Source organism: Paraburkholderia xenovorans (assembly GCF_046030735.1).
Lineage (GTDB): Bacteria > Pseudomonadota > Gammaproteobacteria > Burkholderiales > Burkholderiaceae > Paraburkholderia > Paraburkholderia xenovorans_A.
In genome coordinates, this window is sequence record NZ_JAQQBV010000013.1 from 1 (window position 1) to 20,751 (window position 20,751).

Annotated in this window: 19 protein-coding genes; 10 read left to right on the top strand and 9 right to left on the bottom strand. The window is 62.1% G+C overall.

Annotated elements, in window-relative coordinates:
• The first annotated feature begins 140 nt into the window (after positions 1–140).
• Positions 141–1,337, top strand: a complete 1,197-nt coding sequence (gene fabV, locus PQQ51_RS14535; RefSeq protein ID WP_408497480.1) for an enoyl-ACP reductase FabV — start codon at positions 141–143, stop codon at positions 1,335–1,337.
• A gap of 55 nt (positions 1,338–1,392) precedes the next feature.
• Here fabV and PQQ51_RS14540 read toward each other — a convergent pair whose 3' ends face one another.
• Positions 1,393–2,037: a TetR/AcrR family transcriptional regulator gene (locus tag PQQ51_RS14540; RefSeq protein ID WP_408497481.1), complete on the bottom strand. Its 645-nt coding sequence runs from the start codon at positions 2,035–2,037 to the stop codon at positions 1,393–1,395.
• 98 nt (positions 2,038–2,135) lie between these two features.
• Here PQQ51_RS14540 and PQQ51_RS14545 point away from each other — a divergent pair, with 98 nt between their 5' ends.
• Positions 2,136–2,486, top strand: coding sequence for a darcynin family protein (locus PQQ51_RS14545; RefSeq protein ID WP_408497482.1), 351 nt, complete (start codon positions 2,136–2,138; stop codon positions 2,484–2,486).
• 97 nt (positions 2,487–2,583) lie between these two features.
• Here PQQ51_RS14545 and PQQ51_RS14550 read toward each other — a convergent pair whose 3' ends face one another.
• The 3 genes from PQQ51_RS14550 to PQQ51_RS14560 all read right to left on the bottom strand — a co-directional run bounded on the left by PQQ51_RS14550 (position 2,584) and on the right by PQQ51_RS14560 (position 4,788).
• On the bottom strand, positions 2,584–2,928 hold the full coding sequence (locus PQQ51_RS14550; RefSeq protein ID WP_408497483.1) for a hypothetical protein: 345 nt from the start codon (positions 2,926–2,928) through the stop codon (positions 2,584–2,586).
• A 130-nt stretch (positions 2,929–3,058) separates the two neighbouring features.
• Positions 3,059–3,685, bottom strand: coding sequence for a glutathione S-transferase family protein (locus tag PQQ51_RS14555; protein ID WP_408497484.1), 627 nt, complete (start codon positions 3,683–3,685; stop codon positions 3,059–3,061).
• Between the two features lie 155 nt (positions 3,686–3,840).
• Positions 3,841–4,788 carry an AraC family transcriptional regulator gene (locus PQQ51_RS14560; RefSeq protein WP_408497485.1) on the bottom strand — a complete coding sequence of 316 codons (948 nt, stop codon included), beginning with the start codon at positions 4,786–4,788 and terminating at the stop codon, positions 3,841–3,843.
• A 198-nt stretch (positions 4,789–4,986) separates the two neighbouring features.
• Here PQQ51_RS14560 and PQQ51_RS14565 point away from each other — a divergent pair, with 198 nt between their 5' ends.
• On the top strand, positions 4,987–5,817 hold the full coding sequence (locus PQQ51_RS14565; RefSeq protein ID WP_408497486.1) for an oxidoreductase: 831 nt from the start codon (positions 4,987–4,989) through the stop codon (positions 5,815–5,817).
• Between the two features lie 77 nt (positions 5,818–5,894).
• Here the strand turns inward: PQQ51_RS14565 and PQQ51_RS14570 are convergent, their stop codons facing one another.
• Positions 5,895–6,791 carry a LysR family transcriptional regulator gene (locus tag PQQ51_RS14570; protein WP_408497487.1) on the bottom strand — a complete coding sequence of 299 codons (897 nt, stop codon included), beginning with the start codon at positions 6,789–6,791 and terminating at the stop codon, positions 5,895–5,897.
• Between the two features lie 121 nt (positions 6,792–6,912).
• Here PQQ51_RS14570 and tam point away from each other — a divergent pair, with 121 nt between their 5' ends.
• The 3 genes from tam (at position 6,913) to PQQ51_RS14585 (ending at position 9,286) form a co-directional block, all read left to right on the top strand.
• Positions 6,913–7,689, top strand: a complete 777-nt coding sequence (gene tam, locus PQQ51_RS14575) for a trans-aconitate 2-methyltransferase (RefSeq protein ID WP_408497488.1) — start codon at positions 6,913–6,915, stop codon at positions 7,687–7,689.
• A gap of 167 nt (positions 7,690–7,856) precedes the next feature.
• On the top strand, positions 7,857–8,222 hold the full coding sequence (locus PQQ51_RS14580; protein ID WP_408497489.1) for a hypothetical protein: 366 nt from the start codon (positions 7,857–7,859) through the stop codon (positions 8,220–8,222).
• 128 nt (positions 8,223–8,350) lie between these two features.
• Positions 8,351–9,286: a LysR substrate-binding domain-containing protein gene (locus tag PQQ51_RS14585; protein WP_408497490.1), complete on the top strand. Its 936-nt coding sequence runs from the start codon at positions 8,351–8,353 to the stop codon at positions 9,284–9,286.
• Positions 9,287–9,316: 30 nt separating this feature from the next.
• Here the strand turns inward: PQQ51_RS14585 and PQQ51_RS14590 are convergent, their stop codons facing one another.
• The 4 genes from PQQ51_RS14590 to aldA all read right to left on the bottom strand — a co-directional run bounded on the left by PQQ51_RS14590 (position 9,317) and on the right by aldA (position 15,188).
• Positions 9,317–10,978 (bottom strand): GMC family oxidoreductase, encoded by a 1,662-nt coding sequence (locus PQQ51_RS14590; protein ID WP_408497491.1) that lies wholly within the window; start codon positions 10,976–10,978, stop codon positions 9,317–9,319.
• 60 nt (positions 10,979–11,038) lie between these two features.
• A complete protein-coding gene (locus tag PQQ51_RS14595) occupies positions 11,039–12,256 on the bottom strand; it encodes a mandelate racemase/muconate lactonizing enzyme family protein (protein WP_408497492.1) in 1,218 nt (405 codons plus the stop codon).
• Positions 12,257–13,576, bottom strand: coding sequence for an MFS transporter (locus PQQ51_RS14600; RefSeq protein ID WP_408497493.1), 1,320 nt, complete (start codon positions 13,574–13,576; stop codon positions 12,257–12,259).
• A gap of 187 nt (positions 13,577–13,763) precedes the next feature.
• Positions 13,764–15,188, bottom strand: coding sequence for an aldehyde dehydrogenase (aldA, locus tag PQQ51_RS14605; protein WP_408497494.1), 1,425 nt, complete (start codon positions 15,186–15,188; stop codon positions 13,764–13,766).
• A gap of 279 nt (positions 15,189–15,467) precedes the next feature.
• Here aldA and PQQ51_RS14610 point away from each other — a divergent pair, with 279 nt between their 5' ends.
• From PQQ51_RS14610 to PQQ51_RS14625, 4 genes are all read left to right on the top strand, one after another.
• Positions 15,468–16,631: a porin gene (locus tag PQQ51_RS14610; protein ID WP_408497495.1), complete on the top strand. Its 1,164-nt coding sequence runs from the start codon at positions 15,468–15,470 to the stop codon at positions 16,629–16,631.
• Between the two features lie 271 nt (positions 16,632–16,902).
• Positions 16,903–18,582, top strand: a complete 1,680-nt coding sequence (locus tag PQQ51_RS14615; protein WP_408497496.1) for a phosphodiester glycosidase family protein — start codon at positions 16,903–16,905, stop codon at positions 18,580–18,582.
• Between the two features lie 246 nt (positions 18,583–18,828).
• The gene (locus tag PQQ51_RS14620) at positions 18,829–19,860 is read left to right on the top strand and encodes a type IV toxin-antitoxin system AbiEi family antitoxin (RefSeq protein ID WP_408497497.1); all 1,032 of its coding nucleotides are present in this window, start codon (positions 18,829–18,831) and stop codon (positions 19,858–19,860) included.
• A complete protein-coding gene (locus PQQ51_RS14625; RefSeq protein ID WP_408497498.1) occupies positions 19,838–20,749 on the top strand; it encodes a nucleotidyl transferase AbiEii/AbiGii toxin family protein in 912 nt (303 codons plus the stop codon). Before PQQ51_RS14620 ends, PQQ51_RS14625 begins: the two co-directional genes overlap by 23 nt.
• The last annotated feature ends 2 nt before the right edge of the window (positions 20,750–20,751 follow it).

Here is a 20,751-nt window from a genome sequence, read left to right on the forward strand (position 1 = left end):
TGAGGAAACCCGCAAACGCCGTAGGCAAACCAGAACCAGAAACAGAAACAAAACCAGAACCAGAACGAAACGAAACCCCGCCGGGCAGGCCACCCCCCGAACCAATTTATAATGCCCACAATTCCGTCAAGAGGTCCTTCATGATCATCAAACCGCGCGTGCGTGGCTTCATCTGCGTTTCTACTCATCCGACCGGCTGCGAAGCCAACGTCAAGGAACAGATCGACTACGTCAAGGCACGCGGCCCCATCGCCAACGGCCCCAAGAAGGTGCTCGTGATCGGCGCATCCACCGGCTACGGCCTCGCCGCCCGCATCAGCGCCGCGTTCGGCTCGGACGCGGCCACCCTCGGCGTCTTCTTCGAACGCGCCGGCAGCGAAACCAAAGCCGGCACCGCAGGCTGGTACAACACCGCCGCCTTCGAGAAATTCGCCACGCAGCAAGGCCTGTACGCCACCAGCATCAACGGCGACGCCTTCTCCGACGAAGTCAAACAACGCACCATCGAAATCATCAAACGCGATCTCGGCCAGGTCGACCTCGTCGTCTACAGCCTCGCCGCCCCCAAACGCACGCATCCGAAAACCGGCGAAGTCTTCACGTCCACGCTCAAGCCGATCGGCAAAGCCGTCAACCTGCGCGGCATCGACACCGACAAGGAAGTCGTCAAGGAAACCGTCCTCGAACCGGCCACGCAAGCCGAAATCGATCACACGGTCGCCGTGATGGGCGGCGAAGACTGGCAAATGTGGATCGACGCGCTGCTGGACGCCGGCGTGCTCGCCGAAGGCGCGAAAACCACCGCCTTCACGTACCTCGGCGAAAAGATCACCCACGACATCTACTGGAACGGCTCGATCGGCGCAGCCAAGAAAGACCTCGACCAGAAAGTGCTCGGCATCCGCGAAAAACTCGCCGCCCAAGGCGGCGATGCGCGCGTCTCGGTGCTGAAAGCCGTCGTCACGCAAGCCAGCTCCGCCATCCCGATGATGCCGCTCTACCTGTCGCTGCTCTTCAAGGTCATGAAGGAAAAAGGCACGCACGAAGGCTGCATCGAACAGGTCTACGGTCTGTACAAGGACAGCCTCTACGGCTCGGCGCCCCACGTCGACGAAGAAGGCCGCCTGCGCGCCGACTACAAGGAACTCGACCCCGAAGTCCAGCAACGCGTCCAGCAACTCTGGAATCAGGTCACCAACGACAACATCTACGAACTCACCGACTTCACCGGCTACAAGACCGACTTCCTGCGGCTCTTCGGCTTTGAAATCGCCGGCGTGGATTACGAAGCCGATACGAATCCGGACGTGCAGATTCCGAATCTCGTGCAGCTTTAAGTCTGCCGTAACGCCTGATCACGCGGCGGGGCCGTTCGTGCCCCGCCCGCCTGTATCAGGCACCGCCCTTCTTATCCCGCTCGCGCCTCGACTGCGCCACATATCCATCCACGGCGCGCATCACCCGCACTTCCAGCGCCGCGGCGTCCTGTTCGCCCCGCTCGCCCGCATCGTCGACCATGCCGCGCACGATCGCGAGCAGATCCCGCGCGACCAGATCCGCATCCGGTAAATCCGGCGCCTCGGCTTTGACGCTCAGCGCTTCCAGAAGCACCGCGTGAATCATCTCGACCACCCGCTCATTACGCTCGCCAAGCGGCAATCTGCGTTCTTCGATATCGATCAGCCGCGCCAGCACCGGCCTGCGCATCTGATGCGCAACCGACGCGCGCACCATCGCCTGCACGACCTCGCGTGAACCGTCCAGCAGCCTCGCCGCTTGCATATCCGCGGTCAATTGCGCGGTTTCGCGCTCGACCAGTGCGACTGTCAACGCATCGCGATTAGGAAAGTATTGATACAGCGAGCCGATGCTGACGCCCGCGCGCTCCGCGACCGCGTTGGTCGTGTATCCGGCGAGTCCGTGGGTCTCCAGAATGCGAGCGGCGGCCTCCAGCACGGCCTCGACGGTTTGCACCGAGCGCCGTTGCAGCGGCTGTTTACGGGGCTTCAGACGTTGTGCGGCAGTGGCTTTGGGCATGGTCGAAACGCGAGTTTCAAATGTGAGCGATCGCTCGTATTCTAACCCTGTTCGCGCGACACACCTCAACCACTCAGCATCCAACTGGAATCGAACTCATGACCTCATCCGTGAAAGAGCCCGTCCTGACCGTCTTCATGCTCGTCAAGTCGACGCCCGCGTGGCTCGGCCTTCCCGCCGACGAACGCTTTCGCATGCTGCGCGAACACGTGGAGCCGGTCCTCGAAGCCCATGCCGACGAGGTCGCGACGCGTTTCTACGATATCGAGTTCTATTCGGCGCGCGTGACGGATATCTGGATGTGGGAAGCCACGAGCCATCGCGCTTATCAACAGGTTGTCGAAGCGTTGCGCGATACACCGTTCTGGGATCGCTTCTTCGAGATCGTCGAGATTCTGCCGGGCGTGCTGAACGCTTACGGACGCAACGATGAACGCGAAGCCGCGTGAGGGGAAACGGAGAAACGCGCCCGGCTAAATCAACCGGCGCGTTTCAGCAGAACCGCCGGCAAAACCCGGCGTTCCGCGCTACACGGCGTCCCCCATCTCAGCAAGGAAACGCAGCCTGAAGCGTACGCAGAATCGCGAGGCCGACCGGGAAGTCGTCGGAAATGCCCGGATGGTTGGTGAAAAACTGATCGAGCAACGGATAGACATTCTGATTGCCGATCGCGAGATCCTTCGGCGGGCAGAACAGTTGCGGACGCTTCTTCGATACGAGGTCGCCGTTCACCCAACCCAGTTCGTTGATCGCGCCGGTGATGTAGGCCGCGTAGATCGAGTTATTGTCGGCGTGCGCCCATTGTTTGTATTGCGCGGCCGTCATCTCCGCGTGTGCGTTCAAAGTGAAACAGGCTGCCAGCAAAGTCAGCGCAAGTCGTAATACCCGCATCGTCAAACCTTCAATCGGTGTCGCGAAAGCGGCCATTGTAGGCGAGTCGCGGCGCGATGCGCAGAAGCCGATGCACCCATAAATTCGTAAGCATGACGCGAGGCAATTTGTAATTTCACACGCATGCCGCTCATGGCGTGCCGTTGCGGCAATACTGGCGATAGCCTTCGCGCGCGGCAAGGCGTTCCATATACGCGGCCACCGCCGGAAAATCCTCGTGCTCGAACGGCGTTTCGAGCCAACGGTTGATCGATAGCGCAATCGGAATATCGGCGAGCGAAAAATCCCGGTCCGCGATGAAGCCGCCGGTCTTGTCCAGCTGACGTTCGATCATCGCCATGTGACGCGACCAGTTCGCGGCCGATTGCGCAATCGCCTGAGGGTCCTGATGCGCGGGCGATTGCCGCACCAGCGCGAGAAACGCATAGCTCCACGAACGGTTCAACTCGCTTGCCTGCCAGTCAATCCATTGATCGCATTTCGCCCGTGCGACCGGATCGCGCGGATAAAGACGCTCAGTATCGTCGTAGCGCCCCGCCAGATAGCGAATGATCGAATTGGACTCCCACAGCACGAAGTCGCCGTCGCGGATCACGGGCACCATCGCGTTGGGATTGAGCGCGAGAAACTCCGGCACGTCGGTCGATCTGAAGCCCGATCCCCAGTCCTGCTGCTCGAACGGCAGCCCGAGTTCGGCGCAGGTCCACAGGACTTTGCGCACGTTGATGGAAGTGATCTTGCCGAGGATGTGTAGCATGGGATCGCCGCTAAAATGAACGCACGGTCAGGCTCGAAACGTAGCGTATCGAACGCGTTCTCCGATGGACAGGGACAGTTTGCACGCGTCGGGGTGGGCCAGTTCGCGATGACGCCGGCGCCTGCACAATGCAACTCAACGCGAGTCAATGCGCCTCAATGCGACGCAACAAAGATCGAATCCGGCGCGGGCGGCGGCACGGCGAAGCTTCTGCGCATGCGCTCTGCTTCCTCGACCGGCGTGCGTCCGAATAGCCGCCTGAATTCGCGGCTGAATTGCGACGCGCTCTCATACCCGACCTGCACGCAGGCTACCGCCGCGGTCACTTCGTTTCGGACCATCAGCAGACGCGCCTGGTGAAGCCGCGTCGACTTCAGATATTGCATCGGCGAAGTCTGCGTGACCGACTTGAAATGCGAATGGAACGACGGCAAGCTCATATTCGCTTCCAGCGCGAGTTGTTCGACGTCGAGCGGTTCGCGATAACACGCGTGGATCTTGCGGATGACCCGCGCGATTCTCGCAAACTGCCCCTGCGCGGTGAGCGCCGCGCGCATCGAGCCGCCCTGCTCGCCGGTCAGCACGTGAAAGTAGATCTCGCGTACGAGCGCAGGACCGAGCAGCCCGGCTTCGAGCGGCACGCTCATCGCTTCGAGAAAACGCAACACGGACCCGCCGAGCCGCGCGTCGAGCGGCGTCGACATCATCCCGCGCGGCGCGGCCGGCGCACTACCGGCGTGTTCGTCGATCTGCAACATCAGATCGGCAGCCACGTTGAAATCGAGCCGGAAATAGATCGCGAGCAAAGGCTCGGCCTCGCTCGCTTCGGTTTCCATAGAAAACGGCACCGGCACGGAAACGGCCAGATAGTGCTGCGCGTCGTAGACGTACACCGTGTCGCCGAGGAAGCCGCGCTTCCTTCCCTGACACACGATCACGATCCCCGGGTCGTACAGCACCGGCGTGCGGCCCAGCGGCCGGTTCGAGCGCAGAAAGCGCACGTCGGGCAATGCGGTGAGGTTGTAGCCTTCCACCGGGGCCAGCGTTTTGAGCAAGCTCACTATGCGCCGCCGCGCGCTGGGGTCGGTGTGAATTCGCGTCATTGGGGGACCGTTAACGTTCATTGGCCAGACTGCACTGTGCCACCGTCACACGACAAAATCCACGCATTCATAGGATTAGGCAATCACCGCAGACGAACCGGCATTCGCGCGCCGGATCATCGCTCCTACCATGACTCCTGTCGGACGCGCTTATGTACAAGCCGTCCAGCAACCGACCATCCCGAGGAGCGACACATCATGAGCAAAAATTTTCTGATTACCGGCGTCAGTTCCGGCTTCGGCCGCGCGTTCGCACGCGCCGCGCTCGATGCGGGCCATACCGTGATCGGCACCGTGCGCAACGATGCGGCGCGACACGAATTCGAAGCGCTGGACGATGCGCGGGCCCACGCGCTGGTTCTCGACGTCACGGACTTCGCCGCGCTCACGCCGGCCGTCGCCGCGATCATCGCGAAGACCGGACCCGTCGACGTGCTGGTCAACAACGCGGGCTACGGCCACGAAGGCACGCTCGAGGAGTCGCCGCTCGACGACATGCGCCGTCAATTCGACGTCAACGTGTTCGGCGCGGTGGCCATGATCAAAGCGGTGCTGCCGTCGATGCGCGAGCGCCGCACGGGGCACATCGTCAACATCACGTCGATGGGCGGCTTCATCACGATGCCGGGCATCGCCTACTACTGCGGCAGCAAGTTCGCGCTGGAAGGCATCTCCGAGACGTTGTCGAAAGAGCTCGCGGGCTTCGGCATCAAGGTCACGGCCGTGGCGCCCGGCTCGTTTCGCACCGATTGGGCGGGCCGTTCGATGGTCCGCGCGGGCCGCAGCATCGCCGACTACGACACGCTCTTCGACCCGATCCGCGCGGCGCGCGAAGCCAAAAGCGGCAAACAGGCCGGCGATCCGGACAAGGCGGCGCAGGCGCTGCTGAAGATCGTCGAGGCCGGCAATCCGCCCGTGCATCTGCTGCTCGGCAGCGACGCGCTGGAGTTGGTGAAAGCGAAGCTCGCCGCGCTCGGCGTTGAGATCGACGCGTGGGAGACGTTGTCGCGTTCGACGGATTTTGCATAAACGCCAACGTTGATACGGCGTGGAGCCGCACGACAGTGCGTTCAGAACCACACGCAAGCGCGGATGGGACCTCCACGTCAGGTTCTGAGCGTAGCCTGTTCGCGGATCATGTCGTAAAGCGCCTGCGCCGCCGGCGACAACTGCGCCGTCTTGCGCGCGACCAGCACCAGCGTGCGCGACACCACCGGTTGCGTGAGTTCGATCGTGCGCACCGTCGGATACGCGCCCTTCTGCAACGCGAGCGCCGGCACCACCGCCGCGCCCACCCCTTGCGCGACGAGACCCACCGCGGTCGAACTACGCTGCACTTCATAGAAGGAGCGCAACGCGAGTCCGCTTGTTTCGAGTGCGACGTCGAGCAATACGCGATTGCCGCTCACCTCGCCGGCAAAAATCAGCGGATAGGATTGCAGTTGCTGCCACGCGATGCGCCGCCGCTTCGCCAATGGATGATCCTGATGGCAGATCAATACGTAACGGTCTTCGGTGAGCGGCACGCTGTCCAGTTCGGGATGACGATCTCCGGCGATGTTGATGCCGAATTCCACCTCCCGCCGCAACACCGCCGCCTCCACCGCGGACGACGCGTGATCGAGAATCCTGATGCGGTTGTGCGGATAATGCGCGGAATAGGCCTGCAAAATCCGCGGCAGGTACTGCACGCCCACCGTCGGGACGCACGCGATCGACACGTCGCCGCGCCGCGCCACCCCGGTCTCGCGGATTTCGACGAGCGCGTCGGCCAGTTCGCCGAGCAGACGCCGCGCCTGCGGCAGAAAACTAAGGCCGATTTCGGTGAGCGCCATCGAACGCGTGGTTCGCTCGATCAGCGTGACACCGAGATACGTTTCGAGTTTGCGCAGACGCTGCGTGATCGCCGTTTGCGTGACATGCAACGAATCCGCCGCGCTCTGGAAGCTGCCGCGATCCGCGATCGCGACAAAAGCCTGTACGCCGAGTGTGTCGATTTTCATTAGAAAAATGAAGGAATCGGAAGAATAAATTCATTTTACTCCGCCTCGGGCGGCGTACAGAATGGGTGCATCGGTTCAGCACAGAAACCGTCCCCCACAATCAGAAAAGAAGGAGCATGAGATGACATCATCGACCGACTGGCAGGCGAAGCAATATGTGAAGTTCGAAAACGAACGCACTCGCCCGGTTCGGGATCTGCTCGCGGCGGTGCCGACAACCGACGTGCGGTTCGCGGTGGACATCGGCTGCGGCCCCGGCAACTCGACCGAAACGCTCGCGGCGCAATTTCCGGGCGCCGCGGTCAGCGGCTTCGACAGTTCGCCCGACATGATCGAAGCGGCCCGCCGACGTCTGCCGCAATTCCAGTTCGACGTTGCCGATCTGTCGACATGGAACGCCGCGCAGCCATACGACTTGATTCTCGGGAACGCCGTGCTGCAATGGGTGCCGAATCACGAAGAACTGGTGCCGTCGCTCGTGAAAAAACTCGCGCCCGGCGGCAGCCTCGCCGTGCAGATGCCCGACAACCTCGACGAACCGTCGCATTGCCTGATGCGCGAAATCGCCGCCGACGCGGCATGGGCGCACAAACTCAAGGGCGCGGCACGCACCGCGCGCCACGGCGCCGACTGGTATTACGGGCTGCTCGCGCCGCTGTGCGCACAGGTCGACGTGTGGCGCACCGTCTACCACCACCCGCTCGCCGGCGGCGCGGATGCGGTCGTGGAGTGGTTCAAAGGCAGTGCGCTGCGGCCGTTTCTCGCCAAACTCGACGAAACCGAGCAGGCCGCCTTCCTGCAACGCTATCGGGACGCGGTGGCGCGCGCGTATCCGGCTCTGGCTGACGGTACCGTGTTGCTGCCGTTTCCGCGGCTCTTCGTGGTCGCCACACGCTAGGTTGGACTCGCCCGGACGGCGCGCCGGCGTGGAGTTCCGGTTGCGGCCGGGACTCAGGCGTGTCAGGAATTGCCGCTGCTGAATATCGCGTGATATTGTTTAACCGGAGCGGAGAACGGCCGCCCGCCGTTCACACCCGAACGCAATCTTCAGCAGCGAGCGTCGCTATGAGTGATGTACGCCACCATCTGAGTCCCCGTGACCGCCTCGAGTTGTTGTGCTGGCTCACCTGCGGAAGCCTGGGCGCTTATTACCTGAATGAGGAATGGCCCGACGCGACCTTCCATGTGCAGGCCGCGCATAAATGGCTCGACCGCCGGATGCGCGAAGCGGACTGGCTGAGCGTCGCCAAACTGACTGCTATGGCAGTGGAAATCGCGCGGCGGCACGCGAGTTTCGTCGATACGGAATGGGCGCGCGACGCCGTCGAGGAAATTCTCGATACCGACGAACTGGACCCGCAAGCACGGCTGGTGAAACAGGTTCTCGCGGATTGTCAGAACGCGCTTGCCGATAAGCGCGTGGCGGATTGAGATCTGCGGTGTCGCCTGTCGCGGCGCGTCGCGTTGTATGCATTCGCGCCACATAGCCGAACCAGTAAAATACCGGGGATTCGCGCTAGCCGCGCGCCACTTCCCGGTCGACCATCTTGAAACGCAAAATGCCCGCGCTGAATGCGCTCAAAGCCTTCGAGGTCGCTGGCCGCACGGGCAGTTTCACGCGCGCGGCCGAACTGCTGAACGTCACGCAAAGCGCGGTCAGCCGCCAGGTTCGTCAGCTCGAAGCGCAACTCGGCGAGACGCTGTTGCAGCGCCACCATCACCACCTCGAACTCTCGGCGGCCGGCCGCGTGCTGCTGCAAGCGCTGCAGCAATCGTTCGACCGGATCGAACTCACCGTGCGCGGCCTGCAGGACAAGACCCACCGCAATCGCTTGCGTATCAATGCGCCGCCCACCTTCACCAGCCGCTGGCTGATGCCGCGCCTCGGGCGTCTGCGCGACGCGCATCCGCATCTCGAACTGAGCCTGTCCACGCGCGTCGACGACGACCTCGCCGAATCCAGCGTGCTCGATTGCGCGATCCGTTTCGGCAACGGCGAGTGGGAAGGCTTCGACAATCGTCTGCTGATGAACGAGCGGCACATCGCTGTTTGTGCGCCCGCGTTGCTCACCCGCCAAACGGGCCGCGCGGACATCGACCTGAATCAGTTCACACTGCTGCATGTGCTGGCAAGCGCCGATCAGCGCTATCTGACGTGGCAGCACTGGTTGAAAGCGGCCGGCATCGATAATGTCGATACGCGCGGCGGCTATGAGTTCGATCTGCTCGATCACGCGATCCGCGCCGCGATCGACGGCCTCGGCGTGACCATTGCCGATCGGCACATGATTGGGCGCGAGTTGGCCGACGGGCAACTGGTGCAGGTGCTCAATGTGCACGTCGACGGCCACCAGTCTTACTGGCTCGTCACACGCGAGGAACAGGACGAGGCGCCGCACGTCGCACTATTTCGCGACTGGCTGCAGCAGGAAATCTGGCTGACCGGGCGGGCAGTCGATTCGTCGGCACCGGTGCAGTTCGGTGAAGAAGGCTGAGAGCCCAGACAGGCGCCCAGCCACCACGCTTCAGACAGCGGCAGCGAACTCCTCGGTCTCAAACCTGGACTCGGTGTCAGCGGCGGCGTCTTCGAGAATCATATCGGCGCCCTTTTCCGCGACCATCATCGTCGGCGCATTGATGTTACCGGACGTGATGTTCGGAAAGATCGACGCGTCGACCACACGCAGCGCCGAGAGCCCATGCACGCGCAAGCGCGCGTCGACCACCGACGTGCTCGGATCGTCGCCCATCGCGCACGAGCCGCACAGGTGATAGATCGAGCCGGACTGCTCGCGGAAGTACTGCAAAAAGCCTTCGCGCGTATTCACCTGCGGCCCCGGCGAGATTTCCTCGACCGTGATCTCCTTCAGCGCAGGCGCCGACATCACCTCGCGCACCAGTTCGCAGCCCTGAATCACTTCGTCGATATCTTTCTCGGTGGTCAGCGCGTTGATGCGGATTTTCGCGGCGTCTTCCACCCGGTTCGACGCAATCTCGATCGAACCGCGGCTCGTCGGACGGCATGGATTGAATGCCAGCAGAAAGCCCGAATACGGTTCGGGTTCCAGGTTCGCCTTATTGCTCTTCGGAATCCGGTACGACAGCGGATTGAAGTACAACTGCAGATTCGGTTGTGCTTCGTCGTCGCGCCCCCTGAAAAAGCCGCCTGACTGATTCACGCTCATGGCAAGCGGCCCCTTGCGTGTGAACAGATACTGCAAACCGAGCTTGAGCTTGCCGAGCAACGGACGCATCTCGTCGTTCAATGTCCGGATATTCGCCCGATAGTAGAAACTCACGCACAGATGGTCTTGCAGATTCTGCCCGACCGCCGGCAGTTCCTTCACGAGCGCGATGCGATGTTTCGCGAGCAACGCACTATCGCCCACACCGGAGAGTTGCAGCAGCTTGGGCGTATCCACCGCGCCCGCCGCCAGAATCACCTCGCGGGTCGCCATGAATTGACGCGTGGCACCGTTCTGCTGAACGCTCACGCCGATCGCGCGCTGATTGCCGTCGAACAGCACGCGGCTGACCAGCACGTCGCGCTCGACCGTCAGGTTCGCGCGGTTCAGCACCGGATGCAGATACTCGAAGCTGCTCGAAGAACGCTGACCGTTACGCGTGTTCACGTCGTAGATCCCGGCGCCTTCGAACTGCGCGCCGTTGAAGTCGTCGCTGCGTTTGTACCCGGCTTGATCGCAGCCTTTCAGGAACACGTGACAGATCGGATGCACCGCGTCTTTCATCGGCGAGATGCGGATCGGGCCGTCCGCGCCGTGATACTCGGTGTTGCCGAGCGGATGCGATTCGAGCTTGCGGAAATACGGCAGCACGTCGCGAAACGCCCAGCCCTTGTTGCCCGCCGCCGCCCAGTCGTCGAAATCGTGCGGCTGGCCGCGCACATAGATCATTGCGTTGATCGAGCCGGAACCGCCCTGCACCTTGCCGCGCGGGCAGTAGATCGGCCGGTTGTCGAGTTCCTTTTCCGGCTCGCTGTAGTACATCCAGTTGTAGGTTTCGTTGTAGTACGTCTTGGTGAAACCCACCGGAATCCTGAACCAGAACGAACTGTCCTTGCCGCCCGCTTCGAGCAGCAGCACCGAATGCTGGCCCGATGCCGACAGACGATTCGCGAGGATGCAGCCCGCCGACCCCGCGCCGACGATGATGTAATCGTAATTCATGCTTTATGTCGCCCGCAGGCGCTCGATCCAGTGAATACGCAATGAATGCGGAAAACCTGTTCAACCCCTGGCCGGCGCGAGATCTTTCACGTCGGCGGGTTGAGAAGCCATTTGCAGATGCAGACGCTCGCCGGTGTACGGCGTGTGCTGCGTGACGACGTCCATGTTCAGCTCGATGCCCAAACCCGGTTCCGACGACGGAATGATGTAGCCGTCTTCCCATTGAATCGGCTTCTTCAGCACGGCCGCGTGGAAACCGTCCCACGTGCCGATGCTTTCCTGAATCAGGAAGTTCGGCGTGCATGCGGCGAGCTGAATGCTCGCTGCCGCGCCGACCGGCCCGTTGTACAGATGCGGCGCGATCTGCGCGTAATAGACCTCGGCGATCGCCGCGACTTTCTTCGCCTCCAGCAAGCCGCCCACGCGCGCCACGTTCAATTGCAGAATCGACGCCGCGCCCGCTTCGAGCAGCTTGAAAAACTCGTACTTGGTGGTCAGACGCTCACCCGCAGCGATCGGAATGCTGGTGTGCTGCGCGACCTGCGCCATCGCGCCTTCCTGGCCCGGCGGCACCGGCTCTTCGAACCACAGCGGATCGTATTTTTCGAGGCGTTTCGCAAGACGGATCGCGGAAGACGGCACCATCTGCCCATGCGTGCCGAACAACAGATCGGCCTTGCTGCCCACCGCTTCACGCACGCGACGGCAGAACGTCTCGCAACGGTCGAGTACTTCCATCGACAGTTGATGACCCGAGTAAGCGGTATACGGGCCGGCCGGATCGAACTTCACCGCGGTAAAGCCGCGCTTCACGTTTTCGAGCGCGCATTCGGCCGCGAGATCCGGATCGTCGTAGTCGTATTCGCCGCGGCTGTTCTTCGGATACAGATACGTGTACGAACGCAGACGCTGGTTCACCATCCCGCCGAGCAACTCGTACACCGGTTTGTTCGCCGCCTTGCCGATGATGTCCCAACACGCCATTTCCAGACCGCTCACCACACCCATCATCGTCAGATCGGGGCGCTGCGTGAAACCGCTCGAATACGCTTCGCGCCACAATCGCTCGATATGGTGCGGGTCGCGATCGAGCAGATAACGGCTGAATACATCGTCGATGATGTGGGTCATCGCGTTCGGATGGAACGTCGCCGAATAGATTTCGCCGACGCCCTCGATACCGCAATCCGTCTTCAGCTTGACGAAGATCCAGTACATGCCGCCCAGATGCGGCGGCGGTACGGCGACGATATGCGTTTCGAGCGAGACAACTTTCATTTACGCAACCCCTTTCCTTTTAAGCATGTTTCTCAGCGCAAGGCCGGCGAAGCCGCCGAGCGCCGCCATTCCGGCCACATAGCCGAAGTACATCTGATAACCCGCGACGCCCGGGAAGTTCTGCGTCAGATAGCCGTTGATCAGCGGCAGGAACACGTCCGGCGAATAACCGATCACCGAGATCAGACCGATCGCGAGGCCCATCGTTTCGACCGGGATATTGCAGCGATCCAGCAACGACCAGTACAGCCCGCGAATCGCGTAAGTCAGAATGCCGATGAACAGCACGAGGAACACCAGCAGCACGTGGCTCGAAATACGCGGCGCCGCGAGCAGGCCGAGCAGCGACAGCGCGGCGAGAAAGAGCGCGATCACCAGCACCGACACCTTCGAATAACGGTCGCCGAGAAAACCGCCGCCAATGCCGCCGATCGGCCGCATCCACAGTTTGAGCGTGGTGATCGTGCCGGCCATCACCACTGTCAAGCCGATCTCGCCTTCATGCAGATACGCGGAGAAACTGTAGGTGGCCCAGAACACCTGATAGCCGCAGAACACGATTGCGGCGACCAGCCACAACTCGGGAATCGCCGCGAGCGTTTTCAGATCGACCAGCACGTTGCTGCGTTTGCGCGCGGCGCGATTCGCGGCGGCGTCTTCAGCGCCTTGCGGGTCTTTGACCAGCGCGAGCAGCACGCCGAGCGCGATGCACAAAAACGCGTACATGTAGACCACGAGCTTGAAACCCGCCGCGAGCGGCTCGCCCTTCGTCTGCGTGAACCATGCGAACAGTGTGATCGCGATCGTCGCGAGCATCGCTTCGATCAGCCCACGGCCGCCGTCGAGCAAACCGAAGAAGCGGCCCTGCTCGTGCGTGCCGGCAATCATCGTCACGCGTTTGATCACGGCGGCCCAGAACGTCAGACCCGTGGACAAACCCCAGCCGCCGAAAATCAGCATCAGCACCTGAAACGACGGCGCGGTCGAATACAGCAAACCGAGCGCGCCGGTTGCGATCAGCGAAAAGCAGATCAAAAGACGCGGCGCGATGCGGTCGGCGAGCCAGCCGCTCGGCAGATAGCTCAGCAGAAAAATCGTGCCGAGCGATGAATACAGATAACCGAGTTGACTATCGGTGATGTGAAACACTTCCAGCATCGTCGGCTGATAGACCTGCCGCAGATACAGAATCGGATAAATCGCGCCGGCGGCCACCACCAGCAACATGAGCTGGATATAGCGCTGGGTCTTGCTGCTTTGCAGCGCGGCTGCTTCGCTTAACGCGAGCGATGCATCGGGTTGAACGGGTTGCGATGACACGTGAGCGCTCCTCAGAGACGCATCGGCAATCCAGCGGATTGCCGGGTCTCCAATATGTTTTGTTATGGATATGCAGCGTTGGCTGCGGTCTGGTCTTGCGGTTTCAGGAAAGCCGCGCGCAGCGGGTTTGAATTGCCCGGCGCGCGGTATTGCTTCGGTAATGCTTCAGTGCTTCTTCATTACTGCTTCAGTACTTCATGACGACGAGACGGGTCTGCGTGAATTCGAGCATGCCGTGCTTGCCGTCGTCGCCGCCGAGGCCGGAACGCTTCCAGCCGGCGTGAAAACCTTGATACGGGTCGGCCGGCGTACGGTTCACGTACAACTCGCCCGCTTCGATGCCGTTGGCGATCTTCATCGCGCCTCGGTAGTTCTCCGTATAAAGTACCGACGACAAACCGAACTGGTGATCGTTGGCCATCTCCAGTGCTTCGTCGAGCGTGCGGTATTTGACCACCGGCATGATCGGACCAAACGTTTCTTCCTGAATGATCTCCATGTCCTGACGGCAGTTCGTCAGTAACGTGGGCGGATAGAAGAAGCCCTTGCCCGCCGGCACTTTGCCACCGGTTTCGAGCGTGGCGCCGGCGGCTACCGCGCGCTCGACCATCGCGTGAATCGACTGGCGCGACGCTTCGTTCACAAGCGGTCCCATCAGCGAAGGCTGTTCGCTGCGATCGCCGATCTCCACCGCGCTCATGTGCTTCCTGAGCAGCGCGACGAAGCGGTCATGCACGCTTTCCTGCACGTACACGCGTTCGATCGCCGTGCACAGTTGCCCGCAATGCGTGGTTTTGGACGCGACCAGATCGCGCGCCGCTTTCTCGAGATCGGCATCCGCCTCGATGATCGCAGGCGTCTTGCCGCCCAGTTCCAGCGACGGTTTGGCGATATTCGCCTTGCAGTAGTCGAGTACTTTGCGCCCCGCGCCGACGCTGCCCGTCAACGTGATCATGGCGACCTTCGGGTGTGTGCAGAGCGCTTCGGCTGTCGCGTGATTCATCGCGAGAATGTTCACGACGCCCGCGGGCAAACCGGCTTTCTCGACCGCTTTCGCGATTTCGAAGGCGGAAGTCGGCGTGTTGTTGCTCGGCCGCACCACCACGGTATTGCCGGCGATCAGCGCGGGCGCCACCTTGCGCATGAACGTGTAGACCGGATAGTTGAACGGAATCAGGCACGCGACCACGCCGATCGGCTCACGGTGCAGCACGAGGTTTTCGTCGGGCGTGTCGCTCGGAATCACCTCGCCTTCGATGCGGCGTGCCCATTCGGCGTGATAGCGCGTGATCTGGCCGGCGTAGATGGCTTCGTTGGTGGCGTCGTCGACGCTCTTGCCCGACTCCAGCGCCAACGCCGCGCCGATTGCGGGCGCACAGTCGGTCAGCGCATCGGCGAGCTTCTGCATGTAAGCCGCGCGCTCGGCCGACGGCAGCTTTCGCCATGCTTTCTGCGCGACGGCGGCCGCGTCGACCGCAGCGGCAGCTTCAGCCGCGCTCGCGCCCGTCACGTGGGCAATGACGGTGCCGTTGGCGGGATTGGTGACGGCGATGCGCTCGTCGCTTGCCGCGTCGATAAAGCGGCCGTTGGCAAAATTACGATCGAGTCGCATGGTCGTCTCCTGAATGGCGTCGTGCACGGGGTGCATGGCGTTCGGCTATGACTTTCATGCCGAAGCTGCATGAGCGGAATTTTTCTCCGCGTCACCGCGGGCCACAAGCGAATAATTCGCGCGACAAAGATTCGAAAAACTCACGTTTATCCAGGGATGTGCCTCATACGCGTTTTCGTTGCCGAATAGCAGAATCCGGGCTTTGCCAAAAAGCAGCGGTCTTTCCCAAAGCCTGTCGAAAACAGGCGGGCCGCTCATTACCAACGTCTGGAGTCTTCAATGAAAAAGCATGTCCTCGCCGCCGCCGCGCTCAGCGCACTGGCTTCCTTCGCCGTCTCGTCGTCGTCCGCATTCGCGCAAAGCAGCGTGACGCTGTACGGCGTCCTCGACGAAGGGATCGACTACACCAACAACGCCGGGCGCGGCGCGGTCTGGGAAATGGCGAGCGGCTATGCGCAAGGCAGCCGCTGGGGTCTGAAGGGATCGGAAGATCTTGGCGGCGCCATGAAAGCGGTGTTCCAGTTGGAAAACGGCTTCGACGTGAGTTCCGGGCGGCTCGGCCAGGGCGGCCGCATGTTCGGGCGCCAGGCCTATGTGGGTCTGAGTAGCGAACGTTTCGGCACGGTCACGCTCGGCCGCCAGTACGACTCCGTGGTCGACTACCTCGCGCAGACCACGGCCAACGGCAATTGGGCCGGCTATCTGTTCGCCCACCCGTACGACAACGACAACACCGACAACTCGTTCCGCCTCGGCAATAGCGTGAAGTACGCGAGCCCGGAATTCGCGGGCTTCCAGTTCGGCGGCGTGTACAGCTTCAGCAACGACACGAACTTCGCGAACAACCGTGCGTATAGCTTCGGCGGCCAATATGCGAACGGCGGCCTGCTGATCGCGGCCGCGTACATGCAGGCGGACAACCCCGGCGTGGGCTCCACCGGCGCGATCACTGCGAACGACGCGAGTTTCATCGCCGGCCGCATGCGCGTGTTCGGCGGCGGGATCAACTACACGTTCGGTTCGGCCACCGCGGGCTTCGCGTACACGAACTCGAACTACAAAAATCCGACCGGCAATGGCTACATCGGCATTCCGCTGGCGGCGGCTGGCGTCACGTTGAATACGCTGAAGTACCAGAACTTCGAATTGAACGGTAAATACCAGTTCACGCCCGCGTTCTTTATCGGCGCGCAGTATGTGTACACGATGGAGAACTACGATGCGTCGACCGGCAGCGTGAAGCCGAAGATTCATTCGGTCGGATTGATGGCGGATTACAACCTGTCGAAGCGCACGGACGTGTACGTGCAAGGCGAATATCAGAAGGTGGCGGGCGACAAGACCCAGTCGATTCTCGACGACGCATTTATTCCCGGTGTGCAGGCCCCTTCGTCGACGGGCAATCAGGTCGCGGTGCGGGTGGCGTTGCGGCATAAGTTCTAGGTCGCGAGGAGCGAAGCGCGTTGCGGCGGCTTTTCTGCGGCAACGCGCGTCACGGTGTCTGACACGTAGACTTCATTTAGAGGACTTATCATCCGGGGCTTTGCAAACTAACGACATACGCCGCTTGAGGTCCTTGCCGGGTATGGGTTTGCGTTCCTGATATGGCAGCAGTGTCGATTCACATAAAACTTTAAAACCAGTTTAGTTAGGAATCTGAAATATGAATCGAACGAAATCGTCAAGGAACCTTATCCCATCGCCGTGGCCCATTGTGCGGAAAACCGTTGCGAGCGTGGCGGTCGCTGCGGCTGTGTCGGTTCTGTTGCTCGGATGCGGCAACAACACGGTCTCCAGCAACGCCGGTCAGTCTGCCGTTGCCGCGTGGCAATTACCGGCGGCGGAGATACCGCTCGGGCCGTCGGGGTTACAGGAAGCACGCACGACCACTCAGGTGAGTCCGGGCGTCACGTACTATCAGATCACTCGCGGCCAGACGGCCAGTACCGATTTCTGGACGGTCACAGTCCAGCTCGCGAAGACGCAGGCAGCCGCGGCGACCGCGGTCGCGGCGATGACGGCGGCAGGTTATCAGGTCCGCTACGACTCGGCCGGTACAGGCCCGGACGGGTCGCCGCTCGGCTTCAATGTGTCGATTGGCCAATATGCAACGCAGGCGGCCGCCCAGGCTGTCGCGACGACCATCGCTCAGCAGACCAGCAATGCCTATAAACCCACGGTCCGCAATACCGGGCTCGACGGCAACGCGACCTCGACCGGCCCGTGGCTCGTGAACGTCATCGCGATTTCGCCGGGCTTCAAGGGCAATCTGCAGAACGTGATCGCCGGAGGCAACGAAGCCGGTGTCGGCGGTATCCTGGGCGTGGGCGGCGAAACGCCTCAGGCGACGGCCGCGCGACTCGGCGGCATTGCGGCGATCAACGCGGGCTTCTGGTCCACCAACGCGAATGCAGCCGGCACCGAATTGAAAGGCACGGCGAGTGCCATCGTCTCGAATGGCAAGCTCGAGGGGATGGCCGTCAACGGGCAGCCGGGGGTGTCGTTCACGCAAACCAACGGTTCGCCGTCGATATCGTTCCTGCCGAACGTATCGACCTCAGCGACGGTGACCAACGCGCAAGGCGCAAGTACGCCGATCTACGCTCAGAACAGTTCGATTCTCGGGCAGATATTCAGTTGCGGAAGCCCGGGCGCGTCGCCCAATGTCGGCCCGGCGCTCGACTATACGTGCACCAACTACAACGACCTGGTGATGTACGACGGCAACTTCAACGGCGGCCTGACGTCGTCCACCTCGGTGGACCCCAATTACTCGGGCTCGACCTATGAGGTGCTCGTCAACGGCAGCGGCACGGTGGTGTCGGGAAGTACGGTGCTGGGCGCGCCGCCTCCGCCCGGCGGCTACGTGTTGCAAGGCCTCGGCACGAGCGCGAGTTGGCTCCAGCAGAACGCCACGGTGGGTACGGTCCTGACGGTCGCGCAGAATGTTCAGTCGAACGGAGCACCCGTTTCGCTCGCCGCGGGCATGTCGCTGGCCGCCGCCGGACCGACGCTGTTGCCTGCTGCAACCGTTCAGCAATCGGCTGTCGCGGAAGGCTTTTCCCCGACGTTCGGCAGCATCGACCGAACCGCTAGCTGGTATTGGGGCTGGTTCATGGCGCGCAATCCCCGCACGATGATCGGCACGGCCGCCGACGGCACGATTTTGCTGGTCGAAACCGACGGCCGGCAACCCGGCCTTGCGATAGGCACATCGATCCAGGAGACGGCGAACATCATGCAATGGCTCGGCGCGACCAAGGCAATCAATCTCGACGGCGGCGGATCGAGCGCGTTGATCGTGAACGGCTCGGACGTGGGCCACCCGTCCGACAGCGCACCGGCGAATCCGACGCAGCGGGCGGTTGCGTCGTCGATCGTGTTGACTCACTGAGGTTGAGGGTCTCACGGGGTGGGGTCAACCCGCCCCGTGGAGCGCGGTGTGAAAGGATTCAGGCCGTAGCGCGCCGCCGCGTCTGTTCAACTTTTTTCGATGTTCACGTTCCGTAAACAGACGGATTTTCTGAACGGTTCTTTGGTTCACGGTTTCGAAAGAGCTACCTCAAAGGTCACCGCTGTTCAATTTTGCAAGCTGTTCACGTTCCGTATACACTCGTAAAAATTGAACAAGGGTAGGCCCATGCCACGCCAGACTCCGCCGCCGTTCGTGCCGGATCCGACCATTCAGGCCGCTGCCGACGCATTTTCTGCCGCTACCGGTATATCTACCCGGATATTGCGGCCGCCGCAACGCGCCCACTATCCCGCGAAGATCCAGTTCCAGGGCGCCGCTGGTGAAAAATGGGCGCGACCTGTGTTGCTGGTCGACAATATCGACCGCTTCGCCACGCTTGCCACGATCAAATCGACGGCCGATATCCGCGCCGACGATCCGTTCGTGATCGTCACCCCCTACCTGTCGCCCGGTCTGCTGCAGCATTGCCGTGAGTTGGGGCTCGACGCGCTCGATATGTCGGGCAATGCCGTCGTACAGAGCAACGGCAACCTGATCATGATTTCGGGGGAAAAGCGCCATAGCGCGGCCAGCCGGATCAAGGAACGCGCGTGGACCGCCAAGGGGATGAAAGTCGTATTCGCGTTGCTGTGCGATAGGGCGCTGATCAATGCGGGCCAACGCGCGATCGCCCAACGCGCCAATGTCAGTCTCGGCACCGCGCAGTCGACATTTCGCGACCTAGTCGAGCGCGGCGACATCGTCGCGCGCAAAGACGGTTTCGTCTTTGCCGATTCAGGCCGCCTGCTCGACGAGTGGGCCGCCTTATACCCTTCCCGCCTGCGCAGCCAGCTGTTGCTGAACCGCTACCGCGCCGCCGATCCGTCATGGTGGCGCGATATCGATCCCGCTAGCGAACATTGCCAATTCGGCGGCGAAGTCGCCGCCGCGCTGCTCACTGGCTATCTGAAGCCGGTTATCGTCACGCTTTATTGTCAGAAAAACGTGCCACGCCAGTGGATGATCGACGCCCGTCTGCGACTCGATCCGCAGGGCGACGTAGAATTCCTGACGGCGCCGGCGCTGCCGGTCGAAACGCCGGGCGTGCCGCCCTCGGTCGCTCATCCGGTGCTGGTTTATGCCGACCTGATCGCCACCGGCGACTCCCGCAATATCGAAACCGCGCGAATGCTCCGTGACCAGTTCCTTGCCGCTTGATCCGATCCCGAACCGGCCGCTGCCTACGCTCGTCGTCGAATTGTTGCGGCACGTCGCTGCGACCGCGCACGCCGCGCGGGTCGACTGGTTCGTCGGTGGCGCCACCGCGCGCGACATCATGCTCACGCACGTCCACGGCATCGAGGTCACCCGCGCCACCGCTGACGTCGATATCGGCGTGAACGTGGAAAGCTGGACCGGGCATACCGCGCTCAAACAGGCTCTCGTCGCAAGCGGCGTCTTCGAGCAACGCGGTGAAGCGCATCGTTTGTACTATCGCGATCCCGCAAGCGGCGAATTGATGTGGCTGGACATCGTGCCGTTCGGCGGTGTTGAAGGCGATATTGGCAGTGCCGCGCAACCAGCCGGCACTGCCGGCGCGAGCGAAATCGCGTGGCCGCCGGATCACGCGATACGGATGAACGTCGCCGGTTTTGCCGAAGCGCTAACGCACGCTGTTATCGTGCGTGTCGCCGCGGATCTCGTGGTGCCCGTTGCCTCGCTGCCCGGCCAGGCAATGTTGAAAATCGTCGCGTGGCACGATCGTCACGCGACGGATAGAAAGGACGCGGTCGATCTGCTTTTTCTGCTCGGCAACTACGCTGCCGCCGGCAATCACGAGCGCCTGTATGGCGACGCTTATGAACTCGTCGAGCGTTACGAGCACCAGTTGGAACTCGCTGGCGCCGCTCTGCTCGGCCGCGATACTGCGGCGCTGGCTTCGGCGGAAACACGCAAGCTGATCACCGAGGTTCTCGCTTTAGGGAAGGACTATCCGCGCATTCTGGAACACATGATGGGCCACCACGCGAGACTCTTCGAGCCAACACCCGCATTCATCGAATCCGCCTTCAACGCCTTTCGCGACGGATTCGTCGCAGCCGGCTAGCG

Excerpts from the sequence above, each read along its gene's own strand:
- fabV (WP_408497480.1), top strand. The coding sequence starts at position 141 with ATGATCATCAAACCGCGCGTGCGTGGCTTCATCTGCGTTTCTACTCAT.
- PQQ51_RS14540 (WP_408497481.1), bottom strand. The coding sequence starts at position 2,037 with ATGCCCAAAGCCACTGCCGCACAACGTCTGAAGCCCCGTAAACAGCCG.
- PQQ51_RS14545 (WP_408497482.1), top strand. The coding sequence starts at position 2,136 with ATGACCTCATCCGTGAAAGAGCCCGTCCTGACCGTCTTCATGCTCGTC.
- PQQ51_RS14550 (WP_408497483.1), bottom strand. The coding sequence starts at position 2,928 with ATGCGGGTATTACGACTTGCGCTGACTTTGCTGGCAGCCTGTTTCACT.
- PQQ51_RS14555 (WP_408497484.1), bottom strand. The coding sequence starts at position 3,685 with ATGCTACACATCCTCGGCAAGATCACTTCCATCAACGTGCGCAAAGTC.
- PQQ51_RS14560 (WP_408497485.1), bottom strand. The coding sequence starts at position 4,788 with ATGACGCGAATTCACACCGACCCCAGCGCGCGGCGGCGCATAGTGAGC.
- PQQ51_RS14565 (WP_408497486.1), top strand. The coding sequence starts at position 4,987 with ATGAGCAAAAATTTTCTGATTACCGGCGTCAGTTCCGGCTTCGGCCGC.
- PQQ51_RS14570 (WP_408497487.1), bottom strand. The coding sequence starts at position 6,791 with ATGAAAATCGACACACTCGGCGTACAGGCTTTTGTCGCGATCGCGGAT.
- tam (WP_408497488.1), top strand. The coding sequence starts at position 6,913 with ATGACATCATCGACCGACTGGCAGGCGAAGCAATATGTGAAGTTCGAA.
- PQQ51_RS14580 (WP_408497489.1), top strand. The coding sequence starts at position 7,857 with ATGAGTGATGTACGCCACCATCTGAGTCCCCGTGACCGCCTCGAGTTG.
- PQQ51_RS14585 (WP_408497490.1), top strand. The coding sequence starts at position 8,351 with ATGCCCGCGCTGAATGCGCTCAAAGCCTTCGAGGTCGCTGGCCGCACG.
- PQQ51_RS14590 (WP_408497491.1), bottom strand. The coding sequence starts at position 10,978 with ATGAATTACGATTACATCATCGTCGGCGCGGGGTCGGCGGGCTGCATC.
- PQQ51_RS14595 (WP_408497492.1), bottom strand. The coding sequence starts at position 12,256 with ATGAAAGTTGTCTCGCTCGAAACGCATATCGTCGCCGTACCGCCGCCG.
- aldA (WP_408497494.1), bottom strand. The coding sequence starts at position 15,188 with ATGCGACTCGATCGTAATTTTGCCAACGGCCGCTTTATCGACGCGGCA.
- PQQ51_RS14610 (WP_408497495.1), top strand. The coding sequence starts at position 15,468 with ATGAAAAAGCATGTCCTCGCCGCCGCCGCGCTCAGCGCACTGGCTTCC.
- PQQ51_RS14620 (WP_408497497.1), top strand. The coding sequence starts at position 18,829 with ATGCCACGCCAGACTCCGCCGCCGTTCGTGCCGGATCCGACCATTCAG.